This is a genomic window from Kamptonema animale CS-326, assembly GCF_028330895.1.
GTDB lineage: Bacteria > Cyanobacteriota > Cyanobacteriia > Cyanobacteriales > Microcoleaceae > Kamptonema > Kamptonema formosum.
The window spans coordinates 1-16,314 of sequence record NZ_JAQMUA010000192.1 but is presented as its reverse complement, the minus strand read 5'-3'; the positions used below and the strand labels follow the sequence as shown (position 1 = coordinate 16,314).

12 protein-coding genes and 1 tRNA gene are annotated in these 16,314 nt (G+C 41.9%); 9 read left to right on the top strand and 4 right to left on the bottom strand.

Annotated features, from left to right (window positions below):
• Window positions 1-40: 40 nt before the first annotated feature.
• Window positions 41-940, bottom strand: a complete 900-nt coding sequence (locus tag PN499_RS11420; protein WP_272031990.1) for a ferritin-like domain-containing protein — start codon at window positions 938-940, stop codon at window positions 41-43.
• A gap of 198 nt (window positions 941-1,138) precedes the next feature.
• Between PN499_RS11420 and PN499_RS11415 the strand changes: the two genes are divergently transcribed.
• The 3 genes from PN499_RS11415 to PN499_RS11405 are packed head-to-tail and all read left to right on the top strand — an operon-like array spanning window position 1,139 to window position 5,332.
• Complete coding sequence (locus tag PN499_RS11415) at window positions 1,139-2,158, top strand: BMP family protein (protein ID WP_272031988.1); 1,020 nt, start codon at window positions 1,139-1,141, stop codon at window positions 2,156-2,158.
• A gap of 32 nt (window positions 2,159-2,190) precedes the next feature.
• Window positions 2,191-3,207, top strand: coding sequence for a BMP family protein (locus PN499_RS11410; protein WP_272031986.1), 1,017 nt, complete (start codon window positions 2,191-2,193; stop codon window positions 3,205-3,207).
• Between the two features lie 19 nt (window positions 3,208-3,226).
• Window positions 3,227-5,332, top strand: a complete 2,106-nt coding sequence (locus PN499_RS11405) for a sensor histidine kinase (RefSeq protein ID WP_272031985.1) — start codon at window positions 3,227-3,229, stop codon at window positions 5,330-5,332.
• A 37-nt stretch (window positions 5,333-5,369) separates the two neighbouring features.
• Here the strand turns inward: PN499_RS11405 and PN499_RS11400 are convergent, their stop codons facing one another.
• Complete coding sequence (locus PN499_RS11400) at window positions 5,370-5,696, bottom strand: DUF2887 domain-containing protein (RefSeq protein WP_272031984.1); 327 nt, start codon at window positions 5,694-5,696, stop codon at window positions 5,370-5,372.
• A 37-nt stretch (window positions 5,697-5,733) separates the two neighbouring features.
• Between PN499_RS11400 and PN499_RS11395 the strand changes: the two genes are divergently transcribed.
• The 5 genes from PN499_RS11395 to PN499_RS11375 all read left to right on the top strand — a co-directional run bounded on the left by PN499_RS11395 (window position 5,734) and on the right by PN499_RS11375 (window position 11,061).
• Window positions 5,734-6,339, top strand: coding sequence for a DUF3038 domain-containing protein (locus tag PN499_RS11395; RefSeq protein ID WP_272031983.1), 606 nt, complete (start codon window positions 5,734-5,736; stop codon window positions 6,337-6,339).
• On the top strand, window positions 6,339-7,457 hold the full coding sequence (locus PN499_RS11390; protein WP_272031981.1) for a DUF4335 domain-containing protein: 1,119 nt from the start codon (window positions 6,339-6,341) through the stop codon (window positions 7,455-7,457). The genes PN499_RS11395 and PN499_RS11390 overlap by 1 nt, the downstream gene beginning before the upstream one ends.
• A 184-nt stretch (window positions 7,458-7,641) precedes the next feature.
• A tRNA-Lys gene (locus PN499_RS11385) sits at window positions 7,642-7,715 on the top strand.
• A 228-nt stretch (window positions 7,716-7,943) separates the two neighbouring features.
• Complete coding sequence (locus tag PN499_RS11380) at window positions 7,944-8,390, top strand: DUF3598 family protein (RefSeq protein ID WP_272031980.1); 447 nt, start codon at window positions 7,944-7,946, stop codon at window positions 8,388-8,390.
• 49 nt (window positions 8,391-8,439) lie between these two features.
• Window positions 8,440-11,061, top strand: a complete 2,622-nt coding sequence (locus PN499_RS11375) for a CHAT domain-containing tetratricopeptide repeat protein (protein ID WP_272031978.1) — start codon at window positions 8,440-8,442, stop codon at window positions 11,059-11,061.
• 35 nt (window positions 11,062-11,096) lie between these two features.
• On the opposite strand, the gene PN499_RS11370 is transcribed toward PN499_RS11375, so the two are convergent.
• Together PN499_RS11370 and PN499_RS11365 are read right to left on the bottom strand one after the other, a co-directional pair.
• Window positions 11,097-12,515 carry a CIA30 family protein gene (locus tag PN499_RS11370; protein ID WP_272031977.1) on the bottom strand — a complete coding sequence of 473 codons (1,419 nt, stop codon included), beginning with the start codon at window positions 12,513-12,515 and terminating at the stop codon, window positions 11,097-11,099.
• Between the two features lie 179 nt (window positions 12,516-12,694).
• The gene (locus PN499_RS11365) at window positions 12,695-15,199 is read right to left on the bottom strand and encodes an ATP-binding protein (protein WP_272031976.1); all 2,505 of its coding nucleotides are present in this window, start codon (window positions 15,197-15,199) and stop codon (window positions 12,695-12,697) included.
• 643 nt (window positions 15,200-15,842) lie between these two features.
• Between PN499_RS11365 and PN499_RS11360 the strand changes: the two genes are divergently transcribed.
• A complete protein-coding gene (locus tag PN499_RS11360) occupies window positions 15,843-16,157 on the top strand; it encodes a hypothetical protein (RefSeq protein ID WP_334311678.1) in 315 nt (104 codons plus the stop codon).
• The last annotated feature ends 157 nt before the right edge of the window (window positions 16,158-16,314 follow it).

Here is a 16,314-nt window from a genome sequence, read left to right as displayed (position 1 = left end):
GCTTCGCACAGCTCGCAATGAAAAGTATTTAATGCGAGATTTACTTACTAGCCGCTGTTTTAGTACGGTTATTCTCAAGACCCTTCATACCATTGAGAAACATGGGCACAAATTTTTCCATAAATGCCTGCGGATCTCGCTGCCAAGCTCTTTGAGCCACATCAATTCTGGTCATTTGCAACTCAGGTGATAGCAATGCCTGCGGTAGATGCTCCATCAGGTATTGAGGGCGTTCCCACATTGGCATTGTATTAGCAATATCTACGAGGTTGCTAACGCGGCGGAGTTCGGCACCCAGCATAATATCCATTCCCGACTCAAAAGCAGCTTGTTCGATCGCCACATACTTGCGCCTTGCTTGTTCCACCTTCTCGCGGTGTTCTGGGCTTTGGGCGGCGATTTGGGCTAGCCAGCGGTTCCCCCAACGGACGTGACCGGCTTCTTCTGGAAAAATCTTTTCGATGGTTTCCCGAATTTTGACGTTTTCTTCCGTCTGGGGAGCGTTTTTCAGGGCGTAGATATGAGCTGAAAAGTATTCGCAACCACGCTTTTCGGTAACATTAATTGCGGCTAGGGAAGAAATTACAAAATCATCGCGATTTTTGGCAGGGTCTATCTGCTGGAGTAGCTTTTCAAACTCGTTAATATACAATACTCCCGGCGGCGTACCGACACTAACACCTAAATCTATCAGCAAGTCTGTGAGCCATGAGGCATGACGGGCCTCGTCGGAGATGTGGCGGGAAAGGTCGCGCACGAGTTCGGCTGGCTTACCGTCGAGTAGTTCGATTAGCTCGGTGAGGTCTTTGCAACTGCGCTGCTCGCTGTAGCGGTAGCGGTTGATGGTGATCAGATGAATTTCGCGATCGCGCACTACCTGCTCTAGAATTTCTCGCGCACCCAAAGCATTGCGAAGTTTGTGGGGATAGGCAACAGTCATTGTTTTATGTTTTTTTGTAACGGCACTTTTCAAATTGTAACGCAATCTTGAAGCTGAGAAACTAAAAATTAAAAATTAAAAATTAAAACCTCTCAAGTGTACTGAGCATTGCGTCAACACCGGGAATCCTTGTTGATTAAATGGGCGGCAGCTTATGATGGGTAGTCAAGAAAAGCAACTTCTTCTTTAAAGATTTCTATGCGACTCAAATTCTCGGTGTTGGCGATCGCGCTCTTTATTCTAAGTGTTTTAGTTGTCGTCAGTTGCAGTAGTCCCCGCGATCGGATAGAGCTTTCTGTAGAAACAACAGCAGAAAATAATTTCAACGTAGCCGTACTTTTACCTCAAGGTTTAAACGACAGCTCTTGGAATCAAGCAGGCTACGAAGGATTGCAAGCCATTCAGCAGCAAATTGGAGCCACAGTAGCTTACAAAGACAGTGTAGATTTACCTTCGGGCCAACCCTCTGCTAAGTTTGAGCAAGCCTTTAGAGAATATGCACAATCGGGCTACGACCTGATATTAGGACACGGGGGACAATTCATCACTGCTATTGAGACAGCAGCAAAAGAATTTCCCCGTACTAAATTTGCGCTCGTAGGTAGTTATGCTGGTAACAACATCAATGCCGGAGGTATTACATATCGCGCAGATGAAGCGGGTTATTTAACTGGAGTTGTCGCCGCCCTAGCCACCAAAACTAACAAAATTACTTTAATCGGAGCTAGGCCGATAGGAGACGCTCAAGATGTTGCTAAATTTTATGAGCGGGGAGCAAAAGCAATTAACCCAAATATAGCTGTATCTTTTAAATGGACTGGGAGTTTTTCAGATGTAGCAAAAGGAGCGGAAATGGCGACTGCTGCTGTTAAATCTGGAGAAGATGTTTTAATAGTAATTGCCGACGTTGTAACTGAGACGGTGATTAAAATAGCCGAGAGTGCAGGAGCCAAGACAATTGCACTTTTCTCCGATGAACACAAGTTAGCTCCCAAAACAGTGCTTACCAGTTTGCTGATTAAATATCCTACGATTTACTTGCGAGCTGCTACTCTAGTACGTCAAGGACACTGGGAAGGCAAACAATACCGATTTGGTTTCAAAGATGGAGCCATAGAATTAGCGCCATTTCGGGGAAACTTAACACCTGAACAAGAAGCAAAAGTGAACGCTATCAAAGAAGATATTTTGTTGAATAAAATCAACTTTTCGTCTTAATTTTCACTCTTAATAAAGTCAAAATTACAGCTATGAAAATCAACTTTCGCTTAGTGGCAATCTTTATTTTGAGCGCGCTATTTGCCATAAGCTGCAACAGTTCAGTTAATAATGTAGCGCCCACTTCCCAAGCACCAGCAGCAAGTAATTTCAAGGTCGCTGTCGTGTTACCCCGCGATGCTAAAACAGACGATTGGAGTAAATCAGGCTATGAAGGCTTACAAGCTATCAAGCAGCAGTTAGGAGCTACCATAGATTATCGAGAAAATGTAGATGTTCCCTCACCCCAACCTCCCGCTGTCTTTGAAAAAGTCTTTCGAGAATATGCCAAAACAGGCTATGACTTAATTATCGGACATGGTGGGCAATTTATCCCCACGATCGAGACAATAGCACAGGAATTTCCCCGCACCAAATTTGCTGCTTTGGGAGGTACTTATTCAGGCAATAATAAGAATTTTGCGAGTTTGGGGTTTCGCGCAGGCGAAGCTGGCTATGTATTAGGAGTAGCAGCAGCACTGGCAAGCAAAACTAACAAAATTGCTTTTATTGGCGGAGAGCGAGTTGGTGAGCTTATTAATACTTCTAAATTTTACGAAAAAGGAGCCAAAGCAACTAACTCTCAGGTAACTGTATCTATTAGCTATGTTGAAAGTTGGACAGATGAGGTAAAAGCGAAGCAACTTACTGAAGCGGCTATTAAATCTGGTGTCGATGTGATAGTAGCGAATGCAGGGAAGCCTGACACAGCTATTATTAAGTTAGCAGACAGTTTAGGTGTCAAAGTAATCGGTACTTACAAGGACGTATACGATCTAGCCCCCAAAGCAGTCCTAACTAGCTATCTTTATTCTGTCCCAGTGCTGTACGTGCAGGCAGCCACCTTGATACGCCAAGGTCGCTGGGAAGGTAAAGGATATCGTTTTGGAATGAAAGAGAAAGCTATAGATTTTGCACCATTTCGCGGTCAATTGACCTCAGAACAAGAGGCAAAGGTAAATGCTGTTAAACAAGATATATTGCTGGGAAAAATTGAGGGTTTACTGTGATTTTTATTAATTTGTGCCAATGCTAAAAAAGAATAAAATCCGCGAACTGTACAAAGTAAATATCCTACCTAGTTTAAGATGTGAAGAGTTTTTTTCGATAGCAAATCAATTGCGTTTTGGGATAGTGTTCGTAGTAGTAGCAAGCCTCTTAAGTGCGGGAGGAGTGCTAATATATTATAGTTTTTGCACTCAATTAGAACAGTCAAAAATCATCCAAAAAGAACGGTCGAACACGGCAGCGAAAGAGATAAATTTATACATCGAAGACTTACAAAGAAAACTCAGCTACTTGGCTAGAGTTCCTGGTATGACCGACCTACCAACAGCAACCAAACAAGCTTTAATAGAAGGTTTAATTCGCCACAATGATGCTTATGAAATGGTGGCAATTGTCAATCACGAGGGCGAACCTGTCGCTGTTGTTTCCCCTTATACTCAGGTAAAACTAGAGAATTTGGCAAATTCCCCGCTATTTTTGTGGGCATTTAAGAAGCAAGAGGATTTCGTTGCTCCTGTCGAAATTGACCAAGATAATCGTCAGTTAGTAACTACCTTTGCTGTCCCTATTAGAAACCGACAGGATCGAGTCGCTGGGGTATTGCTGGCTAAAATTAACCTCAAGTTCTTGGAGTTTGTTGTTTCCCAAGCTAATGTCGGAAAAACTGGCTACACCTACGTCATTGACAATCGCCATCGGTTAATAGCAGAAAAAGGAGTTGCTTCCCAGTCTTCCCAACTACAAGATATTTCTAACCGTCCGTTCATTCAAAGTCTGACTAATAAAAAAACACAAAAGCTCACAATTTATCAAGGATTTAAGGGTGTGGAAGTGCTGGGTGCAATCGCACCTATTGCTAGTGTTAATTGGGCTGTAATTGTAGAATTGCCCACTGCTGAAGCATACACCCCTGTTTATAATCTAATACTGACAATGACAGGCTCGCTGTTAGTGGCAACATTAATCGCAACTGGTACGGGCTTTTTCGCGGCTAAAAAAATCATTTATCCCCTGGAGCGTCTTACCGCTGCTGCGGCTCAAATCAGTGCTGGCAATCTCGATATTCAAGTAGAAATTAATTCTAAAAATGAATTGGGAATTATGGCAAAAACTTTTAATAAAATGGCATCGCAACTGACTGATTTTTATCAATCCTTAGAAATGAAAGTAGCTGAAAGAACAGCAGAATTAATGGAGGTGAACAGTTCTCTTGAACATGAAATTATTGAACGAAAGCAAACAGAAGCAGAACTTCAGCAAGTTTTGTACAACCTCCAACAAACTCAATCTCAGCTAATTCAAGCTGAAAAAATGTCTAGTTTGGGTCAATTAGTAGCCGGAGTTGCCCACGAAATTAATAACCCAGTTAACTTTATTCACGGCAATCTTACTCATGCTAACGAGTATAGCCAAAATTTACTTGAATTAATCTCGCTTTATGAAAATTACTACCCAAATCCCGCCCCAGAAATCCAAGAAAAAGCTGTAGAGATTGATATTGAATTTATTAATCAAGATTTACCTAAGATACTTTCCTCTATGAGAGTTGGGACTCAGCGCATCCGAGAAATAGTGCTCTCGCTTCGGAACTTTTCTCGCCTTGACGAATCCGAAATGAAGCCAGTAGATATTCATGAGGGCATTGAAAGTACATTATTAATTTTGCATAATCGTTTAAAAGCAATGCCCGGTTCTACTGCTATTGAGGTGGTAAAAGAATATGGTAAATTGCCGCTCGTGGAGTGTTATGCTGGACAGTTGAATCAGGTATTTATGAATATTATTAGCAATGCTATTGATGCGTTAGAGAGCCATAATTCCCCGAAAAATGCTAAAGTTAACCAGCGCAATCCTTCCTGTATTAAAATCAGTACAAATCTAACTGAATCGAACACTGCAACTGTGAGGATTGCAGATAACGGAGCGGGGATTCCTGAAAGTGTCAAAGCGCAAATTTTCAATCCTTTTTTTACTACAAAGCCTGTTGGTAAAGGTACGGGATTAGGTCTGTCGATTTGCTATCAAATTGTGGTAGAGAAACACCGGGGCGTTTTACGCTGTAACTCGGAACTGGGAAAAGGAACGGAATTTTGGATTGAAATTCCAGTGCAGAGTGTTAAATTATAAAAATTTAATTTTTCTAATTATAACATTTCTTATATTTTTATACAGTTTTAATCAAGCCTACCTCTTTTTCCACATCTCTGTCATCCGTCAACTCCTGCCGCGCTTGATATATTAAATCTTTTCCCCGCTTAACGGCTCGATTTTCCCTCTCTAGGACTAATTTGACTATACCAATTTCTAGAGAGCGCTCTCTTTGCTGGTCTATTGCATCTAAATACACCCACACTACACGATCATCTCTGCGGGGCTTGTTTTTAGGGTGATAGTTAATTAGAGTGAAAGTAGAAAAAATGTGAATGCTAAAAGTAAGGCATCTCCAAAAATTACGCCCCTTTGGGATTTGCCTTGCCCAAGACTCGTTCACCCTATAGTTTGTTGGAATGAATGTTGCTGTGATCGTAATGCCATCAGAAACTTCCCCGGCTGAGTCTTCCCCCTTGATTTTAGACAGTTTGCCGGATATGCCACTCTCAGAGAAGGGGTGTCCCCGCCGAGCCAGGTTGCAAATTGACCTGATGTTATTGGCGATCGAAGCCTTATATCTCGGCGGCGCAGAACAAATGCTGGCAGTGGCAAAGGAATTGGAACTGGAAGGAATTGTTAAACATCGGGTTGCCCTTTGGCTGCTGCGGAACACTAACCCTCTGCGGCTCTTCAGTCAGCGGCGTTCTCTGACTGTGCTCGAGGCGAAAGCACTGGTGGCGATCGCCTGTTATTTAGCACGCAGGTTAACGGTGAGAATTAGGCAGTTGTTACTGGAATATCACCAAATGAATCAAAAAGGTGTGCCTCTAGAACAGAATTTATCGCTGGCTGACTATCTCGAACGTTTCCGAGCTCACTTCCGTTCTCGGATGAATCCTCGGCGCTCTCTAGTTGTTGCCTATGGTTCTGATGAAAAATTGAATGAACTAGCTCTCAATTTATTGGGCAAATTGCTATTTTGTACTGGTACAGCGGGAATGCAAAGATTTTGGATTAGTTTGTTTGATGGAGAGGTGGAGTAATGACGATTCAGCGTCAGTACAGTCTGCCTAACTGCACCCTGATTTTAGAGGGTTTAAGCGACGGGACGGCTGCTCCTAGCCAGTTCGATCTCAGACCTGCGCTTTCGATTTTAATGAGCGCTGAGTGTCGTTTTGTGGGTCAAGGACAACCGCTTACGGGAGGCCGTGACTTTTTTGAAAGTTTAGTTAAAGCTGTCAGTAGTTACGCTCAGGAATTTTTGAGCGGAGTACCTTCACTGGCAGGTGAGAGTACGCAGCCTAGTTTGGTGCGGTTGCAGAGAATTAATGAGAATTTGCATCGGTTGACGGTTCAAGCGCTGGAACCGGAAAAGACGACATCGCCGACATCAAAACCCCCTCTACCAACTCAGATCGATTTAACGACGGTACAGTTATTTGATTTGGTGGAGGCGGTGGATCAGTTCTTTGCTGACTCGCAAACGCTTCCAGAGCTTTCGTTGCAGTTAGCGCCTGTTTCTAAGCGCCATGCTAAGGCCACCGCCCCGATTGCTAAGCGGGCTTTGCCTGCTGCTGTGGGAATGTCGAGCTTGGCTTTGGCGGCGATCGCGTTTTTCTTCGTACCCATTCCTGAAATCCAGCGACCGAGAGATCCCGTTCCTCAACCGAATGCTAGCGGTAATTTGGCTACGCCCACCCCTAGCGGTGCGGGGACACCAAATCCGAATCCTACGCCTTCTCCTGATGTCACTCCATCGGCTTCATCAAGTCCGACGGCTTCACCGAATCCTACGCCTTCACCGAGTCCAACGGCTTCGCCTCTCTCTGCCGAAGAGTTGAAGGGCTCGGAGGCTACAGCAGCGAAGATTACAGATGCAGCAGAAATCGAAGAGTTGAGTGGAAAAGTGTATGAGCAAATTAATGCAGGTTGGAAGAGTCGGCCAGGGTTTAAAAATGATTTAGCTTATCGAGTGACTGTAGCTCAAGATGGGGCGATCGTTGGCTACAAGTTAATTAGCCCAGAGGGAGCAGACGAGGGACAAACGCCTTTGCCGGAACTACTATATAAGCCAGTTGGCAGCAGGCGCATTGGGGAGCCACTTGCCGATTTTAGGGTGGTGTTTACCACAGGTGGTGTGTTACAAGTTAGCCCTTGGTGAGGTTGAAGAGGCTTGATAGATTTTAACCTCAGTCTTAAGAGGGGCGCTGTCAGAATCACGATATTTCTCGTGTAGGAGAGATGTATGCTGACAGCGCCCACCCTACAAGAGTTGTTGGCGATCGCACTAAATCTCTAAAAATATTGCTCAGGTAAAGCAGTTATGTTATAATTATTTAAATAACGGGGGTATAGCTCAGTTGGTTAGAGCAGGTGACTCTTAATCTCAAGGTCGTAGGTTCAAGTCCTACTACCCCCATCGTCAAAAAACATACCCCAAGAACACTACCAGGAATCTCTACATCTATAGGGAGAAGACTGGTACGAGTATCCACAGCTAAAAAGTATTACACGATACAAAATACTGAGCGATCGCCTTTTAGAGAAAAAGTGGTGATTGACTCAGCCGAGGTTTACCGCTCTTCTTTCACTCTGATAAAATGTACAACCAGAGCTTGCTCTTCATCCAGAAAAAGGAAGATTTCTGATGTCTATTATCCGCGAAGAAATGCCCGTACTTGCCCGCCATGAAGGAGATTGGGTGGGTACCTATACACTCATCGATACTGAAGGCAATATTATTGAAAAACATCACTCACATTTAACGTGCCATTTTCCCGAAGATCGGGAATATCCCTATTACCAGATTAATCGATATAAATGGCTTGATGGCAAACGAGAAGAGTTTTTTTTTCCAGCGGCCTACCGAGATAAAAAAATCTTGTTTGATACCGAGCGCATTCAAGGAAAAGCCTGGGAAGTTGATGATTCAACAGTGATTTTATGGTTTGCTTATAAAGCATTGCCGGATATTTACTTGTATGAAATGATTCAAATTAGCCCCTGTAATAATTATCGTTCCCGTACTCGGCACTGGTTTAAAAATCATCAAATCTTTAAGCGAACCATGATTCAAGAAGAGCGTTTGCAATAATTTATTAAACTAATTTGATCGATTTCACAATAACCAAGGTAATTTAATAATGAGCTTTATTACTTTCAAAATCCGTAAACAAAAACGCTTATTAGTTCTTTTCTTTTGGATTGTTAGTTGCTGCTTTTCCCTAAAAGTCGAGGCTCAAGACCCACAGACATTGCGGAGAGTTTATCAGCAAGTTCTTGATTCTTATCTCCAAAATTTAGCAGAGGCACGAAGGCAGGGAAATCGAACTTACGAAGCACAGATTTTATCCAGTGCGGGGTTAGCTTATCAATATTTAGGTGAGTATCAAAAGGCGATAGAAGTGTATCAGCAAGCTTTGCTAATTGCTAAATCTATCCGAAACCCAGCAACAATTTCTCAAATCCTTACCCAGATGGGTAGTACCTACAGCAAACTGGGGGATTATCAGGGAATTAATTTTTTTGAAGAACAGTTAAAGCAAGCAAGAAACAGCGGCGACCCCCTACTAATAAGCGCAGTTTTAAAAAGTTTAGGCTTGGCTTATATGTCTCTGCCAAACTATCGTAAAGCAATTGCTACTTACGAAGAATATTTACCGATGGCGCGGCAAAGTAACAATTCGCTGGAAGAGTTACAAGCTCTAGGTTTACTAAGCACTGCCTATGGTGTTATAGGGGAAACTCAAAAACAAATTGCCCTCCTAGAGCAACAATTAATAATTTGCCAACAAATAGGCAATATCGGACTCGCAAGTTACGCATTATTGAGTTTGAGTAAGGTTTATGAATTATTAGGAGATTATCAAAAAGCTATTGCCTATCAGGAACAAGCTGTACAACTAGCACATAAATCTCAAGAACCATTACAAGAAGTGCTTGCATTGCAACAGCTAGCGCTGCTTTACGGTCGGAGAGGAAACCCAGAAAAATTGATTTCTTTTTTACAGCAAACTATTGAAATTGCTAAAAAAAGTAATAACGAATTCTCTCTAGCTCTAGCTTTAGATTATCTTAGCCGTGCTTACGCTTTAGTCGGTAACTATTCCCAAGGGATTTATTTACAAAAGCAAAGTTTATTGATTTATCAAACACTCAATCAGCAAAGCAAAGTAGAAACGAGTCTCAATGAAGTATGGGGCTTACAAAATTTGGGCAGGCAACAATTTAAAGCTGGTCAATTAGCCGAAGCCGAAAATAACTTACAAGCAGCGCTTAAAGCTTCTAATAAGCTGTTAAAAAATCAGCTATTGCCTAATAGCAACTTATTGGCTACAAGCAGCGATGAATTAAATCTCAATATCCGCGAAGCAACATTAGATATTTATCGAACGTTACAACAAGTTTTAGTTGCTAACAACCGTACTGACGAGGCATTAGAAGTAGCAGAAGTAGGTCGAGCCAGAGCTTTTGTAGATTTATTAAAAACTAATTTAGGAGTTGACACTCAATCTGAACTAACACCTGTGCCGCTGACATTGGAGGAAATGCGACAAATTGCTAAAGCGCAAAATTCTACCTTAGTGCAGTATTCCATTGTTTATAATGACAATGTAGCTGGTTGGGTGAAAGTAGGAAAGCAACGACCCTATGAAAATACATTATATATTTGGGTTATTCAACCGACAGGAACCATTACCTTTCGTTCAGTTAATTTACAACCCCTCTGGCAACAGCAAAAAAATGTAGAAAGTGACTCTTCTCTATTAACTTTTTTTGTTAGTAATGCTCGTAGTTCCATCTTGGTTAGGGGTCGCGGCGTTCCTGTTTCCAGCACACCAGAAACAGGTGCTTCTAGCGGCAGTCCCGCTAATACCCGCCGCAAATATCAGCAATTACAGGAACTCTATCAAATACTAATTCAACCAATAGCTGACTTGCTACCAACTGACCCCAAACAGCGAGTTACTTTCATTCCCCAAGAAACTCTGTTTCTGGTTCCATTTGCAGCTTTACAAGACACTAATGGCAAATATTTAATCGAAAAACATACTATTCTCACTGCTCCCTCAATTCAAGTTCTAGATTTAACTCGCCAACAGCGGCAAAGGTTAGGAAATTCTTTAACTGAAAGCTCACCTATTAAAAGTCAAAATTCCCTTGTTGTTGGCAATCCCACGATGCCCTTACTCTTGCAAAAAGTGGGAGAATTACCAGTCCAATTGCCTAGCTTACCTGGGTCAGAAAAAGAAGCTAAAGCCATCGCATCTTTACTCAATACTCAACCATTAATCGGTACTCAAGCCACAGAAAATGTTGTCATCGAACAAATGCCAAATGCTCGGTTTATTCACCTAGCAACTCACGGGTTACTAGATAACTTGATGGGTTTTCAAAGTTCTCTGGCATTTGCTCCCGATAACAAAAATGACGGCTTCCTCACTGCTAGAGAAATCCTCAATTTGAAGTTAAAAGCAGAGCTTGTGGTGCTCAGTGCCTGCGATACGGGGCGCGGCAGAATTAGCGGTGACGGTGTAATTGGACTATCTCGCTCCTTCATTGCTGCGGGAGCTCCTAGCGTCATTGTTTCTTTATGGAAAGTGCCTGATGAACCGACAGCCGATTTAATGCTTTCATTCTATCAGAATCTTCAGCAAACACCAGATAAAGCTCAAGCTTTGCGACAAGCCATGCTCGCAACTCTAGTAAAATATCCTAGTCCCAAAGATTGGGCTGCTTTTACTTTAATTGGCGAAGCAGAATAGGAAATTGGGATTAATAACTAATGGTCTATTTTCAATTAACTTTCTGCCTCTTTGACTTCAAAAGTAAGGTGAGAATATTTAGGTTCTTCTAAGGCTTGCACGCAGAGTTCAGCGATATCTTCCCGGCTCACTTTACCCTTGATATTATCGCCTTGGTCGAACATCAAAGCTTTGCCCCCTGGCTCTTCTGTCAAGGCACAAGGTCTGATAATAGTGTAGGGTATGCCGCTAGAACGCAAGCAGTCTTCACCTTTCAATTTCCAGGTTAAAATCCCTCCTAATTGGTCGTTCATTCTCACTGCTGGCGGTTCTTCTTCTAAGTTTATTCCCGGTCGTCCAGGACGAGTAACTCCTGCGGAACTTACCATGACAAACCTAGTCAATTTTTGCTCGCCGTAAGCTTTTATATATTCTAACTCTAGTTGAAAAATACCAGGCTCGAATTTAGAATTGAGTTCGCCGTCATATTCAAATTTACTCAACATTAATTGTACAGAAGTGATGCGGCTGCGGTCGAGTAATTCACCATCCTTGACAGTTTTAGCGCGAAAAACGGGAATTAAATCATCAAAAGGAATGCAAACTGTCATCCAAATATTGTAAACAGTATCAAAGGAATAGCTGTAACCAATGCCATCCCATTTTGGGTCGCTGCGGAGGATAAATTTATATCGCTTACCATCGCCTTTTACGCGCAGTTCGATGCCGCTGTACTCTGCTAAATTAAGAGGCGGGTCAAAGTTGCGGGTGCGAACAGAAGCAAAACCGCCGGAGTTGGCAGTAGAAACATTGCCACTAAATAAAGCGATATTATTTATCAACTTCATAGAACTTTCGCTAACGCCGCCCATTACAATGTCATCTAATGCGCCCCAAGTTTCTTTTAAATCTTGGGAGGGTTGGGCGAAGTCGCAGACTATTTTTTCACTAGCTTTTATTAACTGATTTCGGGTCGCTTGCACTAGATTTTGTATGCCTTTGTATTCGACTATTTCCGGCACATCTACGACTTCTGGCATATAAAATTTGATGCCTTGATAGTATTTTTCACGGGTGAGGGTATCTCCTTCTTGAGGTTGGACTCGCGTACCTGTGCAACAAATTATGGCTTCTACACCACTTGTTACCTGCTGCGTAAGCGTCTCTGGGAGAGTGATATCTCCCTCGACTAATTCGATACTTGGCCCTAGAATTTCACGGTCTCTGTTGGCATCTCTAACGAGGGCTCGCACTGTATAACCCCGCTTTAGCAAATGGCGTACTACTCGCTTACCCACACCGCCAGTCGCACCAGCAACAAGGATCAATTTAGATTTTTGTTTGAGAGTTTTGACCTCACCTCCAAATAGTTGCTGTAGCCAATTAATACTGCCAATAAAAGGGATGACTCCAAAATAAACTAAGGTGTTGAAAAATCTGCCAGCATCCCATTGAGCGATATTTTTTTCAGTCATAATTTGTAATCGACTTTTTTATTACTTTTTTGAAGGATGGAATTGCCGTTTTTATTGGCTTTTGTATGTGACTAGACTTACGCATCACCCTTAGCAGAGCTATAAACAATTATGCGTAACTCATATTCTAGCTAAATTCTGATTTTTTAGCTTTGGGAACAAGAGATTTATTTAGCCGATTATACACGAGGTTTATGATGACTCTGGTGCAATGGAATCTCAATAATAAACTCCGTACCTTCTCCCGGTGTGGAAATGCACGTCATCTTTCCCCCGTGCTTTTCCGCGATAATTTGATAGCTTATTGCTAAGCCGATACCTGTGCCTTTGCCGACGGGCTTTGTGGTAAAAAAAGGTTCTGTTATCCGCTGGCGGATTTCTTCTGTCATACCAGGGCCGTTGTCATAAATATAGATGCCAACGGTTTCTCTCTTGGGGTGAAATTCCGTGCGAATCCGAATTTTCCCCTTGTATTTCGTCTCTTGACCATTTTTGGCGGTTTTATAATTGATAAAGGACTCTTCAAGAGCATCAATTGCATTGCTTAGAACGTTCATAAATACCTGGTTGAGCTGACCTACATAACACTCAACTAAGGGTAGAGAACCGTATTCTTTAGTTAGGTGAATTGCGGGCCTATCTGGCTTGGGTTTGAGTCGGTTACTCAAAATTAGCAGAGTGCTGTCTAGCCCATCGTGAATATCAACTGGCTTCATTTCTGCTTCGTCAATTCTGGAAAAGTTTCGCAGAGATTGGACAATTTCGCAGATACGTTCAGCACCTATTTTCATCGAGGCTTGCAATTTAGGTAAGTCTGTAATTAAAAAATCTATCTCCATCGTTTCACTTGCCTCTTGAATTTCTGGTACAGGCGAGGGATAATGCTGTTGATAAAGATTGATTAATTCTATCAGATCGCGAGTATATTCATCGGCATGGCTGATATTTCCGTAGATGAAGTTAATCGGGTTATTGATTTCGTGGGCAACACCGGCTACCAGTTGTCCCAAACTAGACATTTTTTCAGTCTGAACCAGTTGAGTCTGCGTGCGCTGGAGCTCTTGCAATAGTTTTTCTAGTTGAGTTGATTTTTGGCGTTCTCTTAGTTCAGATTGCTGCAAGGCTGCATTTAATTTTGCAAGTTTTTCGGCTTGCAGCAGGACAATATTAATCATCGAGTTTCTGAGTTCTATCGCTGCCTCAATTTCACAATCTTTCCAAGGTAAAGATGTGTATTTTACGGTTTCTTTCCACAACTCGAATGATTTCCGAGGAGACAGGCGAATGCTGCCATTAGCCTCGATTTCTATGGGTTTGTTTGGGTTTCCCGCCCAATTTACGGTTTGAATAACTTCGGGACGAAACCAGAGAACATAAATTTTCTGGCTGGGGGATATGGCAATTGCTAAACAGCCGCTTGCTGTGTCTTTTAATTGCTCGGCACTTTCATAAAACTTCGAGAGTGAGTCTGTATGAAAAACTTCACCTGTGAGATTTTTTTGTACCCATTCAAGTAACTGTTTTAGTGCCTCTTTTTCGGGAGTTTGACCTACTAAATAGCAATTTTCCCCAAATAAAACTGCTGCACCTGTAGCACTTACGAGGTCAAGTAAGCTCTGCTGAGACTTAACTAATGCCTGTGACAAGTTTTCTGCTTGAGATATATTTTCCAGTAGCTTTGCTTGAATGGATTTTAATTGCAGCCTATAGTCGTAGTCTTCATTCCCTTCTTTAAATTCTAGTTCTAAAGACATGACTTGTCCAATAAATTCGCAGGCGGCGCGAACTTCATAAGGAATGTATTTGGGCGAGTAGTGATGGCAAGCAATCAGACCCCATAATTTCTGCTTTTTCATTAAAGATATAGACATAGAAGCTGCAACGCCCATATTTTGCAGATATTCTATGTGAATGGGTGAGACACTTCTTAAAATGCTGAAGCTGAGGTCGAGAGGTTGATTAGTAAGGGGATTGTTGCTGGGTACAAGTTCAACAGGTTCATAATTAATTTCTGGTATTAACCTCAGCCAGTTTTCGGAGTACAATTTTCTGGCTTGTTTGGGAATGTCTGAGGTTGGATATCGCAGACCTAAGAAAGGAGAAAGATTTTCTTCTTTATCTTCAGCGATTACAGAGCCATTACCTTCAGGATCGAATTTATACACCATTACTCGGTCAAAGCCTGTAAATTTTCGTACTTCGCTGACTATTGTTTGACATAGATTCTGGAGGTTGCCAGTGCTTTGAATTTTAGATAGGGTGGTTTTAACTGAATGATAAAAGCTAAAAACTGAAAGATTATTTTTTGAATTTGAGGGTTCTATCTCAATAATTAAAAGACCTTCATTCCTGTGCAGGATACAGTCAAATGCTACAGGGTTGTAGTTGGTACCTATGGTTAGCTTTAAGGGATTGACTGTTTTTAAATTTTCATGGATTAAGCAGCTTTTGAGACTTTCAATCTGAATTGGATCGAATAAGACGCTCAAATCTTTGTTGATAAGGCTACTGGGGTGCAGACCAAAAAACTCAAAGGTATTGTTGCTCATTTGTAAAATCTTGAGCTGAGGTTCTTGGACAACAAACATTACTCCGTGAGGCTGAATGTGTCCTGATATATGAATGGGTTCTTTGTCGCAGTTTGTTAAGTCAATTTCTGCTGTTGCGATGTTATTTTGTGCCATTTTATTAAGGTTCCTTTTGTAAAAATGATGGATAATTGGGCAGGTATTGGGTTGCGGGATGGTGGTGATAAGTGTGGTTAATTATACTACGCTCTCTTGCAGCTCAGCATGATATAGCAGCAGAAGTCATAAGTCATAAGTCAGAAGTAAAGTGCAATTCCCAGCAATAGTTTGAGCAATTATTAACGTCCTAGCCACCTTTGCGGTTGTGATATAATCTATATAGTTAAGTTATCAGACTGAACCTGTAAGCGAGCGCCAGCCTTTTTGATGAAGGCTGAGCTGCTGTCTGTAAACTTTTTCACGCTTTTTTAAAGGAGGAGTATTTATATTATGCCAATAAAACAGGAATTATTGCTAGCTCTACTTCAGCGAGAGCATAAATCTTAATTAGTTATAAAAAATTTAATCACCAGAGGGTTAAAGGTGTTAAATAGTAATCTCACAGGCTGCACACCCTAAGAAATCTAAAGTTATGCTCTTAGGTAGAAGCTATTGCCCTAAATTTAAGCTAAACTTGATAGGTATCTTCAACAAGCTGTATTATTTACTGATGTTCGACTTTAATACCCTTACTGCCTTTTCACATAGGCACTGTATCGAAATTTGCGCGTTTCTTGTACCTGCTAACTTACTGGCAACTTTGCAGACAATTATTTTTACAGGCATAAAACGATCTCAAATTCAGGTGCGGTTGGCGGCAGCCGTTGGTAGCTTCTGTGCTTTAATTATGATACTTCACGTTTTTACGTGGCTGGCAATTGGGGTAGTAATGGCTCCCACATACATCCTTTTCGTGCTGGGAAGCATCTGTCTAGGGACTAATCTTTGGGCGGTGGTACATTCTTCAAGTATGAGCCGATTAGTTGGGTATTTGCTGTCGGTGTTTAGGGAGAAAGGAAAGGGAAAGCTAAGGATGCAGGCATTAAAAATCAAATCGGTAATGGGTAATGGGTAATAGGTAATCGAAATCGATTAACTACGTTAAGAAAGTACGTAATCCTTTCCAATTTGCTGACGGTTAATATCATGTCCGGTTAAATACTTGTCATTTTAAATACTTGTCATTGCGAGCGAAGCGAAGCAATCGCAGAGACTAGGCGATTGCTTCGCTT

Bases quoted from the DNA above. Each gene is read 5' to 3' on its own strand.
- PN499_RS11420 (WP_272031990.1), bottom strand. From the start codon at position 940: ATGACTGTTGCCTATCCCCACAAACTTCGCAATGCTTTGGGTGCGCGA.
- PN499_RS11415 (WP_272031988.1), top strand. From the start codon at position 1,139: ATGCGACTCAAATTCTCGGTGTTGGCGATCGCGCTCTTTATTCTAAGT.
- PN499_RS11410 (WP_272031986.1), top strand. From the start codon at position 2,191: ATGAAAATCAACTTTCGCTTAGTGGCAATCTTTATTTTGAGCGCGCTA.
- PN499_RS11405 (WP_272031985.1), top strand. From the start codon at position 3,227: ATGCTAAAAAAGAATAAAATCCGCGAACTGTACAAAGTAAATATCCTA.
- PN499_RS11395 (WP_272031983.1), top strand. From the start codon at position 5,734: ATGCCATCAGAAACTTCCCCGGCTGAGTCTTCCCCCTTGATTTTAGAC.
- PN499_RS11390 (WP_272031981.1), top strand. From the start codon at position 6,339: ATGACGATTCAGCGTCAGTACAGTCTGCCTAACTGCACCCTGATTTTA.
- PN499_RS11380 (WP_272031980.1), top strand. From the start codon at position 7,944: ATGTCTATTATCCGCGAAGAAATGCCCGTACTTGCCCGCCATGAAGGA.
- PN499_RS11375 (WP_272031978.1), top strand. From the start codon at position 8,440: ATGAGCTTTATTACTTTCAAAATCCGTAAACAAAAACGCTTATTAGTT.
- PN499_RS11370 (WP_272031977.1), bottom strand. From the start codon at position 12,515: ATGACTGAAAAAAATATCGCTCAATGGGATGCTGGCAGATTTTTCAAC.
- PN499_RS11365 (WP_272031976.1), bottom strand. From the start codon at position 15,199: ATGGCACAAAATAACATCGCAACAGCAGAAATTGACTTAACAAACTGC.